Consider the following 20,011-nt stretch of genomic DNA (forward strand, 5'->3'; position numbering starts at 1 on the left):
CAGGCAGCCGGCCTCCTGCCCCAACTGGATGGAGGTGTCATGAAGAAAAAATTAGCCGCCGCATGGCTGGGATTGCTGCTATGCGCCACGCCGCCGGCGCTGCTGGCCAAGGACAATGCCCGCGGTGCCGAAGACGGCGTGCGGGTCGATGAAATGTCCCCGCTGCGGAACATGGTGCCCGAAGAGGAACTCGAGGCCGCCGCCGCCCAGCAATACAACGAACTCAAGCAGGAAGCCGCCAAGGCGCAGGCCTTGGCGCCGCCCGATCATCCGCAAACCCAACGCCTGCGCGCCATCGCTCAGCGCCTGATCGCCCAGGCGCCGCGCTGGAACCAGCGCGCGGCGCAGTGGAACTGGGAAATCAGCTTGATCGGCTCCAAGCAGGTGAATGCCTTCTGCATGCCGGGCGGCAAAATCGCCTTCTTCAGCGGCCTGATCAATAATCTGAAACTCACCGACGACGAGGTGGCGGTGGTGATGGGTCACGAGATGGCGCACGCGCTGCGCGAGCACAGCCGCGAGCGGGTGGCGAAGTCGGGCCTCGCCGACGCCGGCGCCAAGATCGCCGGACTGGGCCTGTCGGCCATCTTCGGCATCGACCCGAATCTGACCAGCGCCGCCACCGGCGGCGTGGCCAATCTGGCCATGCTGAAGTTTTCCCGCAACGACGAAACCGAGGCCGATCTGGTCGGCCTCGACATCATGGCCCGCGCCGGCTTCGATCCGCGCGCCGGCATTGCGCTGTGGCAGAAGATGGGCATGCTGGAAAAAAGCGCGCCGCCGCAATGGCTCTCCACCCACCCGGCGGGACCGGCGCGGCTGGCGGAGATCGACAAGCACCTGCCATCGGTGATGCCGCTCTATGCCAAGGCCAAGGGCGTGGCGATCACTTCGCTGCCGCCCTACCAGACCAACGTCAGCGGGATTCCACCAGTGCGCTGATCGCATCGGGCGACTTCAGCGCCACGTCGGCCGGCTCGAGGAACACCGAGGCGCCGTGGTATTCGATGGTGAGCGGCGCATGGTCGGAGAAGCGCTGCTCCTTGTAGATCGCCACCGCCTTGGCGAGATCCGCCAGGCCGGGCGTGGTGATGTGGTAATCGATGCGCCAGCCGACGTTCTTGGCCCACGCCTGGCCGCGGTTGCTCCACCAGGTGTAGTGCTCCGCGCCGGTCTCGACGCGCCGGAAGGCATCCACCAGCCCGACTTCATCGAACACCCGCGACAGCCAGGCCCGCTCCTCCGGCAGAAAGCCGGAGTTCTTCAGGTTGCCTTTCCAGTTCTTCAGGTCGATTTCCTTGTGGGCGATGTTCCAGTCGCCACAGATCACCACCTCGCGGCCGGCTGCCTTCAGCTGCTGCAGATGCGGCAGGAACACTTCCATGAAGCGGAACTTGGCCTGCTGCCGCTCTTCGCTGGATGAGCCGGACGGGCAATACACCGAGATCACCGACAGGCGGCCGAAGTCGCATTGCACGTAGCGGCCCTCGGCATCGAATTCCGGACAGCCGAAGCCGATCTTCACCGCATCCGGCTGGTGGCGGGAGTAGATGCCGGCGCCGGAGTAGCCCTTCTTCTCGGCGTAATGGAAGGCGCCGTGATAGCCGCCGGGGGCCAGGAAATCCGGCGTCATGTCGGCGGCCTGGGCCTTGAGTTCCTGTACGCAGACGAAGTCGGCGGATTGCTGCAGCATCCAGTCGAAGAAGCCTTTCCGGGAGGCGGAGCGTATGCCATTGAGGTTGGCGGAAATGATCTTGAGCATGATGGACCGTAAAAAATCGACGCGGCAAGCATAACCGATCCCGCATCCATGATGGTGGCTGCGGCGCGAATCCGGACGTTGCGGAACGACGCTGGCATCGCCGTCCGCGCGCCATTACAATGCGGCTCACATTCATCCAGCGGCGGGCGCCAGGTCTTGCCGTTTCACCATCCCAGAGGTCACCTTGAGCAATCTCCGTCAGGAATTCATCGCCTTTTCCGTCGAAGCCGGCGTGCTGCGCTTCGGCGAATTCATCACCAAGGCGGGACGCAAGTCGCCCTATTTCTTCAATGCCGGCCTGTTCAGCGATGGCGCCAATCTCGGCCGCCTGGCGCAGTTCTATGCCCGCACCCTGATCGATTCCGGCATCGCGTTCGACATGCTGTTCGGCCCGGCCTACAAGGGCATCACCCTGGCGTCGGCCACCGCCGTGGCGCTGGCCGGCATGGGCCGCAACGTGCCGTTCGCCTTCAACCGCAAGGAAGCCAAGGATCATGGCGAGGGCGGCACCATGATCGGCGCGCCGCTCAAGGGCCGGGTGGTGATCATCGACGACGTGATTTCCGCCGGCACTTCGGTGCGCGAGTCGGTGGATTTGATCCGTGCCGCGGGCGCCACGCCGGCGGCGGTGCTGATCGCGCTCGACCGCATGGAGCGTTCCGGCAAGGACGAGGCGCTGTCGGCCCATTCGGCGGTGCAGGAAGTGAGCCATGCTTATGGCATGCCGGTACTGTCCATCGGCAATCTCGACGATCTGCTGGCCTATCTCACCCAGGCCGGCGCCGGCGCAGATCTGGCTCGGCACAAGGATGCGGTGGCCGCCTATCGCAGCCGCTATGGGGTTTGATCAGCTCGCCATCTGCTGCGGCAGGCTGAGCACTTCTCCCCGCGGCTGATCGATGCAGTAGCGGTTGCGGCCGGCATGCTTGGCCTTGTAGAGCTGCGCATCGGCCTCGCGCAGCAGCGCATGCCAGTCGCGCTGCGCCGCCTCCGGCAGCGTCACGGCCAAGCCGATGCTGGCGGTGACTGGACGCCCCAGCCGGAAATCGTGCATGCGCACCGTCTGCACCAGTCGCGAGGCGACGGCGACGGCGCCGTCGCGGTCGATGCCAGGAAACACGAAGCAGAATTCCTCGCCGCCGTAGCGGCCTACCAGGTCGACGTTGCGGCAAGTCTGGCGGAAGATGTTCGCCACTTCCACCAATACGCGGTCGCCGGCCTCATGGCCGAAGCTGTCGTTGATGTCCTTGAAATGATCGATGTCGATGAAGGCCACCGTCAGCGGGGCATGAAGTCGCTGCGCGAGGCTGAGCGCGCGCTCGCCGTCGATGGTCAGCGCTCGCCGGTTGAGCAGGCCGGTGAGCTCGTCGTGCGTTGCCTGGTGCTGATGGGTGCCGACGATACGCTCGAAATACAACAGCAGCAGACCGCTCCACAGCAGCAGCGAGCTGAAGGTGGGAATGATGTACAGCATGGCAAGGCCGGGCAGGGCGGTGCTGGTGGACAGGCCGGACGAGGAGCCGCTGAGCAGCGCGCCCAAGCGGAAGGTATAGCTTGCGCATAGCAGGACGCAGCCGCCGAGAGCGATCGTTCGTGCCGTGCCGCCGGTCCGGGGCTGCGACCGCCAGAGTTCGATGCCGCTCATCGTCAGCAGCAGAAGGATGGTGGCGGAGCTCAGCACCGAGCGCTGCATCACGCCGGCACCCTGCAGCACCAGCAGGCCGAAAAGGAGGAAGAAGGCGCCGCCGATGGCCCAGCCGGCAATCATTTTCGTCTTGCGGAAGAAGACGCGTATGCCGCACCACTGCAGCACGACGCCGCAGATCAGAAAGTTGTTGCCGAGGACCAGGATGGCGGGCCGGTAGGCGCCGTTGTTGAGCATGATCAGCAGCACGCCGATGCCTGCCAGCGCCGCTGATGCCGCCCAATAGCGCGTGCATCTTTCATGGGGAGCTGCCCGCATGAGGCCGAACATGACGACCATGCCGGACAGCTGCACTGCGATCAGGCTGGCGGCGGCGACGAGAGTTTCCATGGCAAAAGCGACAATACGGTCAGAAAACGGCACGGGCCGGAAAACCCCGGCCCGTGGAAGGATTATGACCGAGGTTGGCCTCAGCCCATCAATTTTTTCTTGAGCAGCTCGGTCAGCTGCGCCGGGTTGGCCTTGCCGCGCGTGGCTTTCATTGCCTGTCCGATAAGGGCGTTGAAGGCTTTTTCCTTGCCGGCCCGGTACTCTTCCACCGACTTGGCATTCGCCGCCAGCACCTCGTCGACGATCTTCTCCAGCGCGCCGCTGTCGGAAATCTGCTTCAGGCCCTTGGCCTCGATGATGTCGTCGGCGAGGCCGGGCTTGTCGGACGGCGCTTCCCACATCGCCGCGAAGACTTCCTTGGCGATCTTGTTGGAGATGGTGCCGTCGGCGATGCGCTGCAGCAGCAGCGCCAGCTGCTCCGCCTTCACCGGCGATTCGGCAACGTCCACGCCTTCGCGGTTCAGCGTCGAAGCGACATCGCCCATGAGCCAGTTGGCCGCCGGCTTGGCCTGCTCGCGGCCGGCCTTCGCCACCACGCCTTCGAAATAGGCAGCCATGGCCTTGGACTGCGTCAGCACCGCCGCATCGTACTCGGGCAGGCCGTAGTCCTTGATGAAGCGTTCCCGCATGGCGCCAGGCAGCTCCGGCATGGACGCCTTGACGCGCTCGATCCACTCGGCGGCGATCGTCAGCGGCGGCAGGTCGGGGTCGGGGAAATAGCGGTAATCCTGCGCATCTTCCTTGCTGCGCATGGAGCGGGTTTCCTTGCGGTCCGGATCGTAGAGCCGGGTTTCCTGCACCACCCTGCCGCCATCCTCGATCAGTTCGGTCTGGCGCCGCACTTCAAAGTTGATCGCTTCTTCCAGGAAGCGGAAGGAATTGAGGTTCTTGATCTCGCAGCGGGTGCCGAATTCCTTCTGGCCCAGCGGGCGCACCGAGACGTTGGCGTCGCAGCGGAAGGAACCTTCCTGCATGTTGCCGTCGCAGATGCCGAGCCACACCACCAGCGAATGCAGCGCCTTGGCATAGGCCACCGCCTCGGCGGCGCTGCGCATGTCCGGTTCGGTGACGATCTCCAGCAGCGGCGTGCCGGCGCGGTTCAGGTCGATGCCCGACATGCCGTGGTAATCCTCGTGCAGCGACTTGCCGGCATCTTCCTCCAGGTGGGCGCGGGTCAGCTGCACGGAGCGCAGTTCCGGCTTGCCATCCTTTTCCAGGATGAAGGACACCTTGCCGCCCTGGACCACCGGAATCTCGTACTGGCTGATCTGGTAGCCCTTCGGCAGGTCGGGATAAAAATAATTCTTGCGCGCGAAGATGGAGCGCGGCGCGATGGTGGCGCCGATCGCCAGCCCGAACTGGATGGCGCGCTCGACCGCACCCTTGTTCATCACCGGCAGCACGCCCGGCAGGGCCAGGTCGACCGGGCAGGCCTGGGTATTCGGCTCGGCGCCGAATCGGGTCGATGCGCCGCTGAAGATCTTCGATTCGGTGGAGAGCTGCGCGTGCGTCTCCAGGCCAATCACCACTTCCCACTGCATAGCTTACCTCGTCTGTGTATGGGCGCCGACCTTGGCCGGCGCGGGCATTCGTTACTCGTCGTAGCGGCAGTCGCCTGTTTTCAGGTTCACCGCCAGCGATGAAAAATTGGTTCGCGATCCGCACAGCGCCGGGCAGCTCGGCTGCAGCTGCAGCCAGTCGCCTTGCAGGCGCAGGCGTATCGTGCAGTTCAGGCCGCGGCTGAAATCATAGCCGCGCGCCGCGCGCGCCTTTCCGGCGTCATGCAGGCGGATGCGCCACGCGTGGTTCGATTCGTCCGCTTCGGCTTGCAGGCCGTCGTCCTGGTCGATGCTGCAATCGAAGCCATGGGTGCTTCGGTACAGCGCCGATTCCCAGCGCAGGGCATCGATGCGCTCGCCGGCGATGCGGATTTCGCCATGGTCGGCCAGGATGATTCTCTCGCCGCCATCGTCGCGGCTGGCGCTGCAGGAGAAGCGCGTGGTCAGTTCCTGCGCCTGCGCCGCCCCGGCCGTCAGCAGCAGGGCGCCGAGCATCCGCTGCGCGCCCCGCGTCATCTCAGCAACCCTCGGGCTGGCGTGCGTGCCAGTCGGTGGCCAGCTGGTACTGGTGGGCCACGTTCAGCAGCTTCGCCTCGCTGAAGTAATTGCCGATGATCTGCAGGCCGACTGGGCGCTTGCCATTCTTCTCGCCCTGGCCGAAGCCGCAGGGAATCGACATGCCGGGCAGTCCGGCCAGGCTGGTCGACAGCGTGAAGATGTCGGCCAGGTAGTTGGCCACCGGATCGTCGGCCTTGTCGCCTAGGTCCCAGGCCACCGTCGGCGCCACCGGCCCCATGATCACGTCGCACTGCTTGAAGGCTTCCTGGAAGTCCTGCGCGATCAGGCGCCGGATCTTCTGCGCCTGCAGGTAGTAGGCGTCGTAGTAGCCGTGCGACAGCACATAGGCGCCGACCAAAATGCGCCGCTTGACCTCGTCGCCGAAGCCCTCGGCGCGCGACTTGCGGTACATGTCCCCGAGGTCCTTGTACTCCTTGGCGCGGTGGCCGTAGCGCACGCCGTCGAAGCGGCTCAGGTTGGACGAGGCTTCCGCCGGCGCGATCACGTAGTACACCGGAATCGAGAGCTCGGTCTTGGGCAGCGAGATGTCGATCAGGGTGGCGCCCAGCTTCTCGTACTGCGCCAGCGCGGCGCGCACCGCCGCTTCGACATCGGCAGCCAGACCCTCGCCGAAGTACTCGCGCGGCACGCCGATGCGCAAGCCCTGCAAACTCTTGTCCAGGTCGCGGCCGAAGTCTTCCTTCGCCATGTCGAGGCTGGTGGAGTCGCGCGGATCGAAGCCGGCCATCGCCGACAGCAGCATGGCGCAGTCTTCCGCCGTCTGCGCCATCGGCCCACCCTGGTCGAGCGAGGAAGCGAAGGCGATCATGCCGAAGCGCGAGACCCGGCCGTACGTCGGCTTGATGCCGGTGACACCGCAGAAGGAAGCCGGCTGGCGGATCGAGCCGCCGGTGTCGGTGGCGGTGGCGGCCGGCGTCAGGCGGGCGGCGATGGCCGCCGCCGAGCCGCCGGAGGAGCCGCCCGGCACCGCCTGCCTGTCCCACGGATTCCGGGTCGCGCCGAATGCCGAATTCTCGTTGGAGGAACCCATGGCAAATTCGTCACAATTCAGCTTCCCGAGATGGACCATGCCGGCCGCGCGGAACTGTTCGACCACGGTCGCATCGAAGGGGCTGCCGTAGCCCGCGAGCATTTTCGAGCCGGCGGTGGAATGCCAGCCGCGGGTAACGAAGATGTCCTTGTGGGCAATCGGGATGCCGGTGAGCGCGGTGGCATCGCCGGCGGCCAGGCGCGCATCGGCTTGCGCCGCTTGCTCCAGCGTCAATGCTTCATCGACATGAATGAAGGCATTCAGGTCGCTCTGCCGGATGCGGGCCAGGTAGGCCTGCGCCAGTTCGGCGGCGGAAACCTGGCGCGATTGCAGCAGGGCGGAAAGTTGTTTCAGTGTCTTGGTGTGCATAAGCGTGTATGACCGTGGCGCAGCCGGATTATTCGATGACCTTGGGAACGAGGTAGAGGCCATCCTGGGTGGCCGGAGCGACCGACTGGTATTCCTCGCGGCGGTTCGGTTCGGTAACGGCATCTTCGCGCAAGCGCAGCGCGAGGTCGTGCTGGAATGCTTCGATGGGATGGTTCAGCGGCTCGATGCCGGCAGTGTCGACGGCGCGCATCTGTTCCACCAGGTCAAAGATGCCGTTCAGCTTGGCCAGGGTTTTTTCGGCTTGGGCATCGTCGAGGTCGAGCTGCGCGAGCCGGGCGAGACGTTTGACGTCGGAGAGGTCGAGGGACATGGTGTGAGGCGGCGACCGCGGGAGTGGTGCCAGCAAATAAATTCAAAAGAGTAAAACTGTTCCAACTATGGCAAAAACCTTGTCAAATCGAGGCTTTCTTCTCGGATTTATGGGATTTCTGCCGGCAAATTTCGATGGAATTATAAGGTAGAATGTCGGGTTAATGCCTTGCCGTCGCAGAGAGCGGAAACCGCGCTCGAACGGTTGTGAACCTTTACAGTTTGCGCATTGCTTTGCGCATCAGGACGATACATGTTTGGATTTGTACGCAGCTATTTATCAAACGACCTGGCGATCGATCTCGGTACGGCCAACACGCTGATCTACGTGCGCGGCAGAGGCATCGTGCTCGACGAGCCGTCGGTCGTCGCCATCCGCCAGCAGGGCGGACCGAATGGCAAGAAAACCATCCAGGCCGTCGGCAAGGAAGCGAAGCAGATGCTGGGCAAGGTGCCTGGCAACATCGAGGCCATCCGCCCGATGAAGGACGGCGTGATCGCCGACTTCACCGTCACCGAGCAGATGCTCAAGCAGTTCATCCGCATGGTGCATGACTCCAAGCTGTTCAAGCCGTCGCCGCGCATCATCATCTGCGTGCCCTGCGGTTCCACCCAGGTCGAGCGGCGCGCCATCCGCGAATCCGCGCTCGGCGCCGGCGCCTCCCAGGTCTACCTGATCGAAGAACCCATGGCCGCCGCCATCGGCGCCGGCCTGCCGGTGTCGGACGCCACCGGCTCCATGGTGGTCGACATCGGCGGCGGCACCACCGAGGTCGGCATCATCTCCCTCGGCGGCATGGTGTACAAAGGCTCCGTGCGCGTCGGCGGCGACAAGTTCGACGAAGCCATCGTCAACTACATCCGCCGCAATTACGGCATGCTGATCGGCGAACAGACCGCCGAAGCCATCAAGAAGGAAATCGGCTCCGCCTTCCCGGGCTCCGAAGTCAAGGAAATGGAAGTCAAGGGCCGCAACCTGTCGGAAGGCATTCCGCGCTCCTTCACCATCTCCAGCAACGAAATCCTGGAAGCGCTCACCGACCCGCTCAACAACATCGTTTCCGCCGTCAAGAACGCGCTGGAGCAGACCCCGCCGGAGCTCGGCGCCGACATCGCCGAGAAGGGCATGATGCTCACCGGCGGCGGCGCGCTGCTGCGCGACCTGGATCGCCTGTTGATGGAAGAGACGGGCCTGCCGGTCATCGTCGCCGAGGATCCGCTGACTTGCGTGGTGCGCGGCTCCGGCATGGCGCTGGAACGCATGGACAAGCTTGGCTCCATCTTCTCCTACGAGTAATCTGCAATCTTCCCGCGTCCGCCGCTTCCGGCGGACGCTGGTGGAGAGAAGTCTTCTCCACACCAGGACAGCATAATGGAATACAGTCCGCCGCCACTCTTCAAGCAAGGCGCTTCCGCGCGTGCCAAGGTGGTGATCTTCGCGGTGATCGCGATCTTCCTGCTCATCGCCGATTCGAGACTGCACTCGCTGGGCCGCATCCGCCTGGTGCTCGGCACCGCGCTCTATCCCCTGCAGGTGGTGGCCATGTTCCCGCGCGACGCCGCCATGGCGGTGGGCGGCTACTTCACGTCGGTTTCGGATCTCAAGCTGGAAAACCAGCGCCTCAAGCAGCAGCAGATCGGCAATGCCCAGCATCTGCAGCAGCTTGCGCAGCTGAACGCCGAAAACGTCCAGCTGCGCAAGCTGCTGGCGGCCAACGAGCGGCTGCAGGGCAAGTCCATCATGAGCGAGATCCTGTACGACGCCCGGGATCCCTTCACCCGCAAGGTGGTGCTGGACCGCGGCAGCCGCCATGGCGTGGCGCCGGGCCAGCCGGTGATCGACGATGTCGGCGTGGTCGGCCAGGTCACGCGCGTCTTTCCCTTCACCTCCGAAGTCACGCTGCTGACCGACAAGGACCAGGCCATCCCAGTGCAGGTGGTGCGCAGCGGCCTGCGCAGCATTGCTTACGGCAAGGGCAATTCCGGTTCGCTCGATCTGCGCTTCATGCCGACCAATGCGGACATCCAGGCTGGCGATACGCTGGTCACGTCGGGCATCGACGGCGTGTATCCGCCCGGCCTGGCCGTCGCCAAGGTCAGCCAGGTGGATACCAAGTCGTCCGACGCCTTCGCCAAGATCGTCTGCCAGCCGGTGGCCGGCATCGACAAGAATCGCCAGCTGCTGATCCTGCTGACCGAGCTGAACCTGCCGCCGCGGCCGGAACCGGAAGAGCGCAAGGACAAGCGCGAAAAATTCTCCAAGCGCCGCAATCTCGAGCCGGCCAAGGAAAACCCGCGTGAGGCGCCTGCCGCGCCGGCCGACGGCGCACGCCGCGCCGAACCGGTCGCCGCCAAGCCGGCCGAGCAGAATGGAGCGCCGCGATGAACCACCGTCCGCATTACATCCTCCTGCCCGCCAATCCGCTGTTCATCGCGCTCAGTCTGGTCGCGGCTTTCGTGCTCAACCTGCTGCCCTGGGGGCATATGGTCGGCGTGCCGGATTTCGTGGCGCTGGTGCTGGTGTTCTGGAGCATCCATCAGCCGCGCAAGGTCGGCATCGGCATTGCCTTCGTGATGGGCCTGATGATGGACGTGCATGAGGCCACGCTGCTGGGCGAGAATGCCCTGTGCTACACCCTGCTGTCCTATTTCGCGATCATGATCCACCGGCGCGTGCTGTGGTTCCAGATCCCGGCGCAAACACTGCACGTGCTGCCCCTGCTGCTGCTGATGCAAAGCGTGGACCTGGTGATCCGCCTGATGGTGACCGGAAAATTTCCGGGCTGGCTGTATTTCCTGGAAAGCGTGATCACGGCAGCCCTGTGGCCGGTGGCCAGCTGGATACTGCTGGCGCCGCAGCGCCGCGCGGTGGACCGCGACGAGACCCGGCCGATCTGAGGAGGCCTTGCTGCCCATACCGCGGGCGGCGCGGCCTGTGCGCCCGCGCCGCTCCGACAGCGTTGATTGAGACGAATGACCGAATTCAAGAACACCGAACAAGAACTGCACCATTTCCGGGTCCGCCTATCGGTGGCGGCGGTGTTCGTGCTCGTCTGCTTCGGCCTGCTGGCAGCCCGTTTCGTCTGGCTGCAGATATACCGCCACAACGACTATGCCAGCCAGGCCGAGGACAACCGGATTTCGGTGGTGCCGGTGGTGCCCAACCGCGGACTCATCCTGGACCGCAACGGCGTGGTCCTGGCGCGGAATTTTTCCGCCTACACGCTGGAGATCACGCCGTCGAAGATCAACCAGCCGCTGGATGCGCTGATCGAGGAACTGGCCACGCTGGTCGAGATCCAGCCCAAGGACAAGCGCCGCTTCCGCCGCTTGCTGGATGAGGCGAAAAACTTTGAAAGCGTGCCCATCCGCACCAAGCTTTCCGATGATGAAGTGGCGCGCTTCACCGCGCAGCGCTTCCGCTTTCCCGGCGTCGAGATCCAGGCGCGGCTGTTTCGCCAGTATCCGCTGGGCGAAGTGGCGTCGCATGTGATCGGCTACATCGGCCGCATCAGCGCCCGCGATGCCGAGCGCATCGAGAACATGGAAAATTCGGCCAACTACGCCGGCACCGATTACATCGGCAAGGAAGGCCTGGAAAAGAAATACGAAGATCTCCTGCACGGCACCACCGGCTACGAAGAGGTCGAGGTGTCCGCCGGCGGCCGCGCCGTGCGCACGCTGTCGCGCACGCCCGCCATCCCGGGCCACAACCTGATCCTGTCGATCGACATCGAGCTGCAGAAAGTGGTGGAGGAAGCCTTCGGCGACCGCCGCGGGGCGCTGGTGGCGATCGAGCCGTCGACCGGCGACGTGCTGGCCTATGTCTCCAAGCCCACCTTCGATCCCAACTTGTTCGTCGAAGGCATCGATCCGAAAAGCTGGGAAGAGCTCAATACCTCCATCGACCGGCCGCTGCTGAACCGCCCCCTGATCGGCACCTATCCGCCCGGCTCCACCTACAAGCCCTTCATGGCGCTGGCGGCGCTCGAACTCGGCAAGCGCACCCCGGCCAGCGCGGTGTCGGACCCGGGCTATTTCTGGTTCGGCAACCACAAATTCCGCGACGACAAGGAAGGCGGCCATGGTCTGGTCGACATGTACCGGTCCATCGTCCAGTCCTGCGACACCTACTACTACATGCTGGCCAACGACCTCGGCGTCGACACCATTCATGATTTCATGAAGCCCTTCGGCTTCGGCCAGGTCACCGGCATCGACCTCGACAACGAGCGCACCGGCATCCTGCCGTCCACCACCTGGAAGCGCAATGCCTACAAGCGGCCGGAGCAGAAGAAGTGGTATGCCGGCGAAACCATTTCCATCGGCATCGGCCAGGGCTACAACTCCTTCACGCCGCTGCAGCTGGCGCATGCCACGGCCGTGCTGGCCAACAACGGCGTGGTGATGAAGCCGCACCTGGTGAAGATTCTGGAGAACGGCGCCACCAAGGAGCGCACGCTGACGGTGCCGAAGGAAAGCTACCGCATTCCGCTCAAGCCGGAGAACATCGAGGTGATCAAGCGCGCCATGGTCGGCGTGGTGCGGGAAGGCACGTCGTCCAAGGCCTTCGCCGGCGCCACCTATGTTTCCGCCGGCAAGACCGGAACTGCCCAGGTGATCGCCATCAAGAAGAACGAGAAGTACGACGCCAGCAAGATCGACGAGCGCCACCGCGACCACTCGCTCTACACCGCCTTCGCGCCGGCCGACAATCCGCGCATCGCCATCGCCATCATCGTCGAGAACGGCGGCTTCGGCGCGATGGCGGCGGCGCCGATCGTGCGCAAGGCCATGGATTACTACCTGATGGGCAAGAAATCCGAAGACAAGGACAAGCCGGTTGCAGAGAAGACCGACGTTGCCAGCACCCGCCCGGCGGCGGAGCTGAAGGCGGAGGAAGAATCCGCCGGCGGCCCGCGCCCCGGCGCCGAAACACGAGGAAACAACGACTGATGGCAACCGCCCAACTCGCCGGCCGCCGGCCGCTGTGGCCGCTGATCCGCCAATACATGACCGTGTTCGACGGCCCGCTCGCGATCATCGTGTTCCTGATCTTTGCCGTGAGCACGATAACGATGTACTCGGCCGGCCTCGACTTCCCCGGCCGGGTGGAAGACCACCTGCGCAACATCATCGTTTCCTTCGTCATCATGTGGATCGCCGCCGTCGTGCCGCCGCAGACCCTGATGCGCTTCGCTCTGCCGATCTACACCGTCGGTGTGGCACTGCTGGTCGCAGTCGCGATGTTCGGCCTGATCAAGAAGGGCGCGCGGCGCTGGCTGAATGTCGGCGTGGTGATCCAACCATCCGAAATCCTGAAGATCGCCGCGCCGCTGATGCTGGCCTGGTTCTTCCAGAAGCGCGAAGGCATGATCCGCTGGCAGGATTTCATCATCGCCGCCCTCCTGCTGCTGATTCCCTTCGGCCTGATCGCCAAGCAGCCCGATCTCGGCACCGCCATCCTGGTCGGCGCCGCCGGCTTCTACGTGATCTTCCTCGCCGGCCTGTCGTGGAAGGTGATGTTCGGCCTCGTCCTGGCAGGCGGCGCCAGCCTGCCGGTGGTGTGGTCCATGCTGCACGACTACCAGCGCGCCCGGGTGATGACGCTGATCGATCCCACCACCGATCCGCTCGGCAAGGGCTTTCACATCATCCAGTCGATGATCGCCATCGGTTCCGGCGGAGTGGCGGGCAAGGGCTGGATGTCCGGCACCCAGGCGCACCTCGAGTTCATCCCGGAACGCACCACCGACTTCATCTTCGCCGTGTATTCAGAGGAGTTCGGGCTGATCGGCAATTGCGTGCTGCTCGTGCTCTACCTGCTGCTGATCGGGCGCGGGCTGCTGATTTCGGCCAATGCCCCCAGCCTGTTCAGCCGCCTGATGGGGGGCGCCATCACCATGATCTTTTTCACCTATGCCTTCGTCAATATGGGCATGGTGAGCGGCATCCTGCCGGTGGTCGGCGTGCCCCTGCCCTTCATGAGCTATGGCGGCACCGCATTCGTCACGCTCGGGCTGGGCATCGGCATCCTGATGAGCATCCAGCGCCACCGCAAGCTGGTGCAGACCTGAGCCGTCCTCAATGCCGGCGCCGCAAAACCTTTGCAACCCGGCAATCCTGTTGCAACTTTCCTGTTGGAAGCGAGTTGGCTCCTCGTTAAAATTGGCGCGAAGTAATGATCGGTGCGACGCTTGCATCGGTCATCCGCCCCGATTCCAGCAGGAGAACCGATGCCGTTGCGCATTCAACACCGGAACAGCCATGTTCTCGCCATCAGCCTGAGCGCCGCGCTGCTAGCCGCCTGCGGTACGCCGCCGCAGGCGCCCACCCAGAGCGCCGATGCCGCCGGCGCCATCAAGGGCGGCAAGCCGTCCAGCCCGATACCCAGCCTGCCGCGCGCCGGCTCCGGCCGCGGCGGCTACTACCAGGACGACGGTCCCGGCGACGTCATTCCCGACGGCTTGATGGATGTGCCCGACGCCGAACCGAAGGTCGAACCCTATTCCCGCGCCGCCCTGCGCCCCTACAACGTCTTCGGCGTCAATTACACGCCGATCAGCGACGACCGTCCGTTCAAGCAGCGCGGCATCGGCAGCTGGTATGGCAAAAAATTCCACGGCCAGAAAACCTCGTCCGGCGAACCGTACGACATGTACAAGATGACCGCCGCCCATCCGACGCTGCCGATTCCGTCGTATGCGCGGGTGACCAATCTCAGCAACGGCAGGCAGGTGATCGTCCGGGTCAACGACCGCGGCCCCTTCCATTCTTCGCGCATCATCGACCTTTCCTTCACCGCCGCGCTCAAGCTCGGCTATCTCGGTTCCGGCAGCGGTCAGCTGGAAGTCGAGCGCATCCTGCCGGAGGAAATCCGCCGGATGGAGGCGGCGCGCGCCAATGGCATCAAGCTGGCCGCCAGCCAGCCGGTGCCGCCTAACTCTCCAGCTGCCGCCGTCGCCACCGCCTCGAACGGGCCGGTGACGGTATTCAGCGTTGAGCCGGCGGCGGTCGGCGGCATCACCACCACGCCGCTACCGGTAGCCTATGGCGGCAGCCTCGGCGCCAACGCGGGCGATGCCGCCCAGCCGGCGCAGGTGGCGGTGAAGGCAGACGGACCGGAGCCTGAGAAGACCAGCGGCTTCTACCTGCAGATGGGCGCGTTTTCCCAGCCGGCGAATGCGGAAGCGGCGCGCACGCGCCTGGAGCCGGCCTGGGCCGGCCGCCTGCCGCCGATGCAGGTAGTGCAGAAGGATGGCATGCATCGCGTGTACGCCGGTCCGTTCGCCTCGCGCGACGAGGCGCAGGCAGCGGCACGGCGGGTGCTGGAGGCGGGCGCGGGCCGGCCAATGGTGGTTCAGCGCTGAGCGATCAGCCTGTCTTTGGTCAATCCTGCTTCAATTTCAGCGCCCTCTCGTAGAGGGCGTTTTTCTTGCGGCCGGTGATCTGCGCCGCCAGGCTGGCGGCCTGCTTCACCGAACATTCCTGCAGCAGAATGGTCAGCACCCGGTCCGCTTCGGCATCGCCGGCATCCCTCTCCTCCGCTGCGCCTTCCAGCAGGAGCACGAATTCGCCCTTCTGGCGGTGCGCGTCTTGCGCCAGCCAGCCCGGCGCCTCGGCCACCGGGCAGCGATGGATTTCCTCGAACAGCTTGGTCAATTCGCGCGCCAGCACCAGCTGGCGCGTCGGCTCGAAGGCCTGCGCCAGCGCATTGACGGTATCGACGATGCGGTGCGGCGCCTCGTAGAACACCAGGGTGGACGACGCGGCGCGCAGCGCTTCGAGCTGCGCCATGCGCTGTGCCGGCTTGGCCGGCAGGAAGCCGATGAAGTGGAAGCGGTCATTCACCAGGCCGCTCGCCGAGAGCGCCGCCACCGCCGCCGACGCGCCGGGCAGAGGGATCACGCGCAGGCCGGCCGCGCGCACCGCATCGACGATGCGCGCGCCGGGATCGGATACGGCGGGCGTGCCGGCATCCGACACCAGCGCGATGCGCTGACCGGCCTGCAGCCGCGCGATCAGGCGCTGCGCCACCTCGCGCTCGTTGTGCTCATGGGCAGCGACGAGTTCCTTGGCCAAGCCATAACGGGCCAGGAGATGCCCGGTATTGCGCGTATCTTCGCAGGCGACGGCATCGGCCAATTGCAGAACATGCAGCGCGCGCAAGGTGACGTCGCTCACGTTACCGATGGGGGTAGCCACCACATATAATGCCGAGGCGGGGTAATTCTGCTGTGACACATCCTGCAGGATGGGCAGGCTGGCGACTGAACTGGCGTGAGGCTGAGTCATGAAGACAGAGATGCGAAAGCGGTGGTGGACCGGCGCGGCGAAGCGGATGCTGGCGCTGGCGTTGTGCGGATTGTGCCTGCCGGCGCAGGCAAACACAACCTTGGCTCAGGCCAATGTCGAACCCGGCGTGGAATCGGCCGCGCCGATCCAGTTGACGCCGGCGCCAGCCCTGGGGCAGGCGCCTGCCGTCCCGCGGGCTCGCCTGAGCGTCCAGCTGCCGGGGCGCTCCGACGCATTCCGCAGCGCCGCCGAAGCGGTCCAGGCCGGCTTGCGCGCGGCCCATGAACGGGATCCCGGCGACATCCGCCTGGACATCGCCGCCACCGGCGACAATCAGCAGGAAATCGTCTCCAGCTACCGCGCCGCCACCGCCGATTCCGACATCATCATCGGCCCGCTGCCGCGTTCCGGCGTGACTGCCGTCAGCAAGAGCGGCGCCGTCAACCGCCCTACCATTGCCCTGAGCCAGACCGATGCCGCTTCGGCCGATCTCCCTTGGCAGCTGCTCGCCATCGGCTTGTCGGTGGAAGACGAGGCGCGCCAGGCCGCGCGTTGGGCCGCCGCCGAGCAGAAGGAGCGCAAGGCGATCGTCATTGCCACCGGCGCCGCGCGCAGCCAGCGTGCCGCCCGCGCCTTCGCCAGCCAGTGGCAGGCCGAGGGCCGCAGCGCCGAGGTGGTGGAACTGCCGGCCTCCGGCGGCGTGTTTTCGGCGCAGGAAGTGACGCAGATGAAGCGGGCGATCGGCAACGGACGCGACAGCCTGCTGTTCGCGCCCTTGACCCTGGCGCAGGCGCGCCAGGCACGGGCGGTCCTCGGCAACGGCCTGCCGATGTATGCCACCTCGCAAATGAATGAAGGCGGTGCGGCCGACAGCGATCCGCAGGCAGCTGCCGTGCTGAATGGCGTGCGGCTGCTCGACATTCCCTGGCTGCTGCAGCGCGATCATCCGGCGGTGATGATCTATCCGCGTCGCGCGGTGCCGGTCGATACCCAGCCCGATGCCGATATGGAGCGTCTGTATGCGCTTGGCATCGATGCCTATCGCATCGCCTATGAAATGGCGAAGCGGCGCAGCGAGTTCGAGCTCGATGGCGTCACCGGGCGCCTGACGGTGCGCTACGAAGCGGCGACGCGGCGCTTCGAGCGCACGCTGCAGCCGGCGGTCTGGCGCGACGGCACGGTGGTGCCGCTGCAGGAAAACCGGTGAGCCTGCTCAACGGCCTGATCGGCCGCCGTACCGGGCGGCAGGAGATCGGCCAGGCGGGCGAGGACAGGGCGCTCGGCTATCTTGAGGCAAAAGGGCTGCGCTTGGTGCAACGCAATTTCCGCTGCAAGGGCGGCGAGATCGATCTCGTCATGCAGGATGGCGACGCGCTGGTGTTCGTCGAAGTGCGCAAGCGCGCCAGCGGCAGCCATGGCGGCGCCGCCTCCAGCGTCACGCCGCGCAAGCAGGCGCGGCTGATCCTGGCTGCGCAAGTGTTCCTGCAGCGCCACCGGGAGCCGCCGCCCTGCCGCTTCGACGTCGTCGCCATCGATGGCGATCGGCTGCAATGGCTGCGCAACGCCATCGAAGCTTGATCTTCTGCCAATCTTCCCGGTCCGCTTTTCCAAACCATCGGTTACAGATGGCCACCGCCCGCGTGCTCTATAATCGCGGACACTATGAACAATCAACGCATCCTGTCCCACTTCCAAGAAAGTGCGGAACTCAAGATCAAGGCCGCCACGGCCCTGGCCCAACCGATCGAGCAGGCCGTCGAACTGATGTTTACTGCTTTATCGAATGGCAACAAGATCCTTGCCTGCGGCAACGGCGGCTCGGCCGCTGACTGCCAGCATTTCGCCGCCGAACTGGTCGGCCGCTTCGAGCGCGAACGGCTGCCGTTGCCGGCGCTGGCGCTCACCACCGACACTTCCATCCTGACCGCGGTCGGCAACGACTACAGCTACCAGGACGTATTCAGCAAGCAGGTGCAGGCCTTCGGCCAGGCCGGCGACATTCTGCTGGCGCTGTCTACCTCGGGCAATTCCGCCAACGTGCTGGCGGCGGTGGACGCGGCGCTGGAGCGCGACATGCGCGTCATCGCCCTCACCGGCAAGGGCGGCGGCACCATCGGCGAGCGACTGAGCGAAGCCGACGTGCATATCTGCGTGCCGCACACCCGCACCGCCCGCATTCAGGAAGTGCATCTTCTGGTGATCCATTGCCTGTGCGACGGCATCGACGTTGCCTTGTTCGGAGAAGAATCGAATGACTAGACATACCGTGCTCCGTCCGCTGGCCGCCATCGCGCTGTGCGGCGCACTCGTCACCGGCCTGCAGGGGTGCATCGGCCTGGCCGTCGGCACCGCGGTGGTGGGCACCCTGGCCGCTTCCGATCGCCGCACCCTGGGTGCCCAGACCGAGGACAAGACCATCACGGTGAAGGGCGAGGCGCGGGTCGCCAGCCTGGTCGGCGGCGCCGGCCATGTCAATGTCACCAGCTACAACCGCAAGGTGCTGCTGACCGGCGAGGTGCGCGACGAGCAGATGAAGGCGGCGGTGGAGCGTGAGGTGAGCGCCATCGAAGGCGTGCAGGCGGTGGTGAACGAGCTTGCCGCGATGCCGTCGTCGAGCTTCGCGGCCCGCTCCAACGACACGCTCATCACCAGCAAGGTGACCGCCTCCTTCGTCGATTCCAAGGAAATCTTCGCCAATTCCTTCAAGGTCGTCACCGAGCGCGGCACCGTCTACCTGATGGGCCGCGTCACCCAGCGCGAAGGCAATATCGCCACCGACATCGCGCGCGGCATCGGCGGCGTGCAGAAAGTGGTGAAGGTGTTCGACTACATCACCGAGGAAGAGCTGCGCCAGATGACGACCGTGCCGCAGAAGCGCACCTCGGGCTCGTCCGACGCCGAGGCCGCGCCGCGCTCGCCGAGCTGACCCGCTGCGCCGGATGCTGGCGCCGCGCCGGCATCCGGTCCGTTTGCCTGATCCGATTCCATCATGATGAATGACACCGTGTTCCGCCCCTGGCGCCTTCTGCTTCAAGCACTGCTGATCCTCGGCCTGCTCGCCGGACGGCCGGCTGCGGCACAGGAGCAGGTCAAGGTGGTCTACCACTTCGTCGACGGCATCGACCAGGCATCGCGCGGTTTGGCCAATATTCGCAACCATCTGCGCGCCGAGCCCGGCACCCGCATCGTGGTGGTGGCGCTGGGCGACGGCATACGCTTCCTGCTCAACGGCACCCGGGAACGCAACGGCCGTCCTTTCGACGCCGCGGTAACCGCTCTGGCATCGCAGGGCGTCGAGTTCCGCATCTGCGGCAACACCCTCTCCGCGCATGACGTGCCGCTGTCGCAGGTGCTGCCGGAAGCGAAGGTGGTGCCGTCCGGGGTGGCGGAGATCGCCCGGCTGCAGGCGCGCGAGGGCTTCGTTTACCTGCGTCCTTGACCTGGATGCGGTCACGCCCGCAAAAGCAGCGCCTATAATGAAGCTTGTTTTGATTTGAATCGAACGCATCATGCAATCTTCCCAATCTCCCTCCCGCAAGCCGCTCTGGATCAAACTGCTGATTCTGGCGGCCGTGCTCGCCATCGGCGTGACCAGCTATCTGTCGCTTTCCCATAAGAAAACCGCGCCCGATGTGGTTTTCACCAACCTCAGCGGCCAGAAGGTGTCGATGCAGGATTTGCGCGGCAAGGTGGTGATGGTGAATTTCTGGGCAACCAGCTGCACCACCTGCGTCCACGAAATGCCGCAGATGGTCGAGACCTACAACAAGTTCAAGGACAAGGGCCTGGATTTCGTCGCGGTGGCGATGAGCTACGATCCGCCGAATTACGTCCTGAACTACACCCAGACCCGCAGCCTGCCGTTCACCGTGGCGCTGGACGTCAAGGGCGACCTCGCCAGGTCCTTCGGCGACGTCAAGCTGACGCCGACCACCTTCGTCATCGACAAGCAGGGCAACATCATCAAGCGCTATGTCGGCGAGCCGGAATTCGCCTCGCTGCACCAGTTGCTGGAGAAAGCGCTGGCAGCCTAACCGTAGGTAGCGTGGCTT

21 protein-coding genes are annotated in these 20,011 nt (G+C 65.1%); 14 read left to right on the forward strand and 7 right to left on the reverse strand.

All coding sequences use genetic code 11. The features are described from left to right. Positions 1–39: 39 nt before the first annotated feature. Positions 40–942 (forward strand): M48 family metallopeptidase, encoded by a 903-nt coding sequence (locus CHB88_RS01755; protein WP_089397560.1) that lies wholly within the window; start codon positions 40–42, stop codon positions 940–942. Here the strand turns inward: CHB88_RS01755 and CHB88_RS01760 are convergent. After that, positions 917–1,762, reverse strand: a complete 846-nt coding sequence (locus CHB88_RS01760) for an exodeoxyribonuclease III (protein WP_089397561.1) — start codon at positions 1,760–1,762, stop codon at positions 917–919. The genes CHB88_RS01755 and CHB88_RS01760 overlap by 26 nt on opposite strands. Positions 1,763–1,946: 184 nt before the next feature. Between CHB88_RS01760 and pyrE the strand changes: the two genes are divergently transcribed. Further along, the gene (gene pyrE / locus CHB88_RS01765; RefSeq protein ID WP_089397562.1) at positions 1,947–2,609 is read left to right on the forward strand and encodes an orotate phosphoribosyltransferase; all 663 of its coding nucleotides are present in this window, start codon (positions 1,947–1,949) and stop codon (positions 2,607–2,609) included. On the opposite strand, the gene CHB88_RS01770 is transcribed toward pyrE, so the two are convergent. The 5 genes from CHB88_RS01770 to gatC form a co-directional block, all read right to left on the reverse strand. Next, complete coding sequence (locus tag CHB88_RS01770) at positions 2,610–3,797, reverse strand: GGDEF domain-containing protein (protein WP_089397563.1); 1,188 nt, start codon at positions 3,795–3,797, stop codon at positions 2,610–2,612. Positions 3,798–3,877: 80 nt separating this feature from the next. Next, positions 3,878–5,338 (reverse strand): Asp-tRNA(Asn)/Glu-tRNA(Gln) amidotransferase subunit GatB, encoded by a 1,461-nt coding sequence (gene gatB / locus CHB88_RS01775; RefSeq protein ID WP_089397564.1) that lies wholly within the window; start codon positions 5,336–5,338, stop codon positions 3,878–3,880. A gap of 51 nt (positions 5,339–5,389) precedes the next feature. Beyond that, the gene (locus tag CHB88_RS01780; protein ID WP_089397565.1) at positions 5,390–5,872 is read right to left on the reverse strand and encodes a hypothetical protein; all 483 of its coding nucleotides are present in this window, start codon (positions 5,870–5,872) and stop codon (positions 5,390–5,392) included. Between the two features lies 1 nt (position 5,873). Beyond that, entirely contained in the window at positions 5,874–7,334 is a 1,461-nt protein-coding gene (gene gatA, locus CHB88_RS01785) for an Asp-tRNA(Asn)/Glu-tRNA(Gln) amidotransferase subunit GatA (RefSeq protein ID WP_089397566.1), read from the reverse strand. A 28-nt stretch (positions 7,335–7,362) separates the two neighbouring features. Beyond that, positions 7,363–7,665: an Asp-tRNA(Asn)/Glu-tRNA(Gln) amidotransferase subunit GatC gene (gene gatC / locus CHB88_RS01790; RefSeq protein ID WP_089397567.1), complete on the reverse strand. Its 303-nt coding sequence runs from the start codon at positions 7,663–7,665 to the stop codon at positions 7,363–7,365. A gap of 252 nt (positions 7,666–7,917) precedes the next feature. Between gatC and CHB88_RS01795 the strand changes: the two genes are divergently transcribed. The 6 genes from CHB88_RS01795 (at position 7,918) to CHB88_RS01820 (ending at position 15,034) form a co-directional block, all read left to right on the forward strand. Continuing rightward, positions 7,918–8,961, forward strand: a complete 1,044-nt coding sequence (locus tag CHB88_RS01795; protein ID WP_089397568.1) for a rod shape-determining protein — start codon at positions 7,918–7,920, stop codon at positions 8,959–8,961. A gap of 75 nt (positions 8,962–9,036) precedes the next feature. Beyond that, on the forward strand, positions 9,037–10,050 hold the full coding sequence (gene mreC / locus CHB88_RS01800; protein WP_089397569.1) for a rod shape-determining protein MreC: 1,014 nt from the start codon (positions 9,037–9,039) through the stop codon (positions 10,048–10,050). Continuing rightward, positions 10,047–10,562, forward strand: coding sequence for a rod shape-determining protein MreD (mreD, locus tag CHB88_RS01805; protein ID WP_089397570.1), 516 nt, complete (start codon positions 10,047–10,049; stop codon positions 10,560–10,562). Before mreC ends, mreD begins: the two co-directional genes overlap by 4 nt. Positions 10,563–10,637: 75 nt before the next feature. Next, the gene (mrdA, locus tag CHB88_RS01810; protein ID WP_089397571.1) at positions 10,638–12,620 is read left to right on the forward strand and encodes a penicillin-binding protein 2; all 1,983 of its coding nucleotides are present in this window, start codon (positions 10,638–10,640) and stop codon (positions 12,618–12,620) included. Then, positions 12,620–13,741, forward strand: coding sequence for a rod shape-determining protein RodA (rodA, locus tag CHB88_RS01815; RefSeq protein WP_089397572.1), 1,122 nt, complete (start codon positions 12,620–12,622; stop codon positions 13,739–13,741). Before mrdA ends, rodA begins: the two co-directional genes overlap by 1 nt. A 159-nt stretch (positions 13,742–13,900) precedes the next feature. Next, on the forward strand, positions 13,901–15,034 hold the full coding sequence (locus CHB88_RS01820) for a septal ring lytic transglycosylase RlpA family protein (protein WP_089397573.1): 1,134 nt from the start codon (positions 13,901–13,903) through the stop codon (positions 15,032–15,034). A 19-nt stretch (positions 15,035–15,053) separates the two neighbouring features. On the opposite strand, the gene rsmI is transcribed toward CHB88_RS01820, so the two are convergent. After that, on the reverse strand, positions 15,054–15,959 hold the full coding sequence (gene rsmI, locus CHB88_RS01825) for a 16S rRNA (cytidine(1402)-2'-O)-methyltransferase (protein ID WP_089397574.1): 906 nt from the start codon (positions 15,957–15,959) through the stop codon (positions 15,054–15,056). On the opposite strand from rsmI, the gene CHB88_RS01830 reads away from it, so the two are divergent. From CHB88_RS01830 to CHB88_RS01855, 6 genes are all read left to right on the forward strand, one after another. Beyond that, positions 15,958–17,166 (forward strand): penicillin-binding protein activator, encoded by a 1,209-nt coding sequence (locus tag CHB88_RS01830; RefSeq protein WP_089397575.1) that lies wholly within the window; start codon positions 15,958–15,960, stop codon positions 17,164–17,166. The genes rsmI and CHB88_RS01830 overlap by 2 nt on opposite strands. Then, entirely contained in the window at positions 17,163–17,537 is a 375-nt protein-coding gene (locus CHB88_RS01835; RefSeq protein WP_245844645.1) for a YraN family protein, read from the forward strand. The genes CHB88_RS01830 and CHB88_RS01835 overlap by 4 nt, the downstream gene beginning before the upstream one ends. Positions 17,538–17,621: 84 nt before the next feature. Then, positions 17,622–18,218 carry a phosphoheptose isomerase gene (locus CHB88_RS01840; RefSeq protein WP_089397576.1) on the forward strand — a complete coding sequence of 199 codons (597 nt, stop codon included), beginning with the start codon at positions 17,622–17,624 and terminating at the stop codon, positions 18,216–18,218. Next, positions 18,211–18,885: a BON domain-containing protein gene (locus tag CHB88_RS01845; protein WP_089397577.1), complete on the forward strand. Its 675-nt coding sequence runs from the start codon at positions 18,211–18,213 to the stop codon at positions 18,883–18,885. Before CHB88_RS01840 ends, CHB88_RS01845 begins: the two co-directional genes overlap by 8 nt. A gap of 66 nt (positions 18,886–18,951) precedes the next feature. Beyond that, complete coding sequence (locus CHB88_RS01850) at positions 18,952–19,398, forward strand: DsrE family protein (protein ID WP_089397863.1); 447 nt, start codon at positions 18,952–18,954, stop codon at positions 19,396–19,398. 70 nt (positions 19,399–19,468) lie between these two features. Then, positions 19,469–19,993, forward strand: coding sequence for a peroxiredoxin family protein (locus tag CHB88_RS01855; RefSeq protein WP_089397578.1), 525 nt, complete (start codon positions 19,469–19,471; stop codon positions 19,991–19,993). The last annotated feature ends 18 nt before the right edge of the window (positions 19,994–20,011 follow it).

This window comes from Noviherbaspirillum humi, from assembly GCF_900188095.1.
Lineage (GTDB): Bacteria > Pseudomonadota > Gammaproteobacteria > Burkholderiales > Burkholderiaceae_D > Noviherbaspirillum > Noviherbaspirillum humi.

Excerpts from the sequence above, each read along its gene's own strand:
- CHB88_RS01755 (WP_089397560.1), top strand. The coding sequence starts at position 40 with ATGAAGAAAAAATTAGCCGCCGCATGGCTGGGATTGCTGCTATGCGCC.
- CHB88_RS01760 (WP_089397561.1), bottom strand. The coding sequence starts at position 1,762 with ATGCTCAAGATCATTTCCGCCAACCTCAATGGCATACGCTCCGCCTCC.
- CHB88_RS01770 (WP_089397563.1), bottom strand. The coding sequence starts at position 3,797 with ATGGAAACTCTCGTCGCCGCCGCCAGCCTGATCGCAGTGCAGCTGTCC.
- gatB (WP_089397564.1), bottom strand. The coding sequence starts at position 5,338 with ATGCAGTGGGAAGTGGTGATTGGCCTGGAGACGCACGCGCAGCTCTCC.
- CHB88_RS01780 (WP_089397565.1), bottom strand. The coding sequence starts at position 5,872 with ATGACGCGGGGCGCGCAGCGGATGCTCGGCGCCCTGCTGCTGACGGCC.
- gatA (WP_089397566.1), bottom strand. The coding sequence starts at position 7,334 with ATGCACACCAAGACACTGAAACAACTTTCCGCCCTGCTGCAATCGCGC.
- gatC (WP_089397567.1), bottom strand. The coding sequence starts at position 7,665 with ATGTCCCTCGACCTCTCCGACGTCAAACGTCTCGCCCGGCTCGCGCAG.
- CHB88_RS01795 (WP_089397568.1), top strand. The coding sequence starts at position 7,918 with ATGTTTGGATTTGTACGCAGCTATTTATCAAACGACCTGGCGATCGAT.
- mreC (WP_089397569.1), top strand. The coding sequence starts at position 9,037 with ATGGAATACAGTCCGCCGCCACTCTTCAAGCAAGGCGCTTCCGCGCGT.
- mreD (WP_089397570.1), top strand. The coding sequence starts at position 10,047 with ATGAACCACCGTCCGCATTACATCCTCCTGCCCGCCAATCCGCTGTTC.
- mrdA (WP_089397571.1), top strand. The coding sequence starts at position 10,638 with ATGACCGAATTCAAGAACACCGAACAAGAACTGCACCATTTCCGGGTC.
- rodA (WP_089397572.1), top strand. The coding sequence starts at position 12,620 with ATGGCAACCGCCCAACTCGCCGGCCGCCGGCCGCTGTGGCCGCTGATC.
- CHB88_RS01820 (WP_089397573.1), top strand. The coding sequence starts at position 13,901 with ATGCCGTTGCGCATTCAACACCGGAACAGCCATGTTCTCGCCATCAGC.
- CHB88_RS01830 (WP_089397575.1), top strand. The coding sequence starts at position 15,958 with ATGAAGACAGAGATGCGAAAGCGGTGGTGGACCGGCGCGGCGAAGCGG.
- rsmI (WP_089397574.1), bottom strand. The coding sequence starts at position 15,959 with ATGACTCAGCCTCACGCCAGTTCAGTCGCCAGCCTGCCCATCCTGCAG.
- CHB88_RS01840 (WP_089397576.1), top strand. The coding sequence starts at position 17,622 with ATGAACAATCAACGCATCCTGTCCCACTTCCAAGAAAGTGCGGAACTC.
- CHB88_RS01845 (WP_089397577.1), top strand. The coding sequence starts at position 18,211 with ATGACTAGACATACCGTGCTCCGTCCGCTGGCCGCCATCGCGCTGTGC.
- CHB88_RS01850 (WP_089397863.1), top strand. The coding sequence starts at position 18,952 with ATGAATGACACCGTGTTCCGCCCCTGGCGCCTTCTGCTTCAAGCACTG.
- CHB88_RS01855 (WP_089397578.1), top strand. The coding sequence starts at position 19,469 with ATGCAATCTTCCCAATCTCCCTCCCGCAAGCCGCTCTGGATCAAACTG.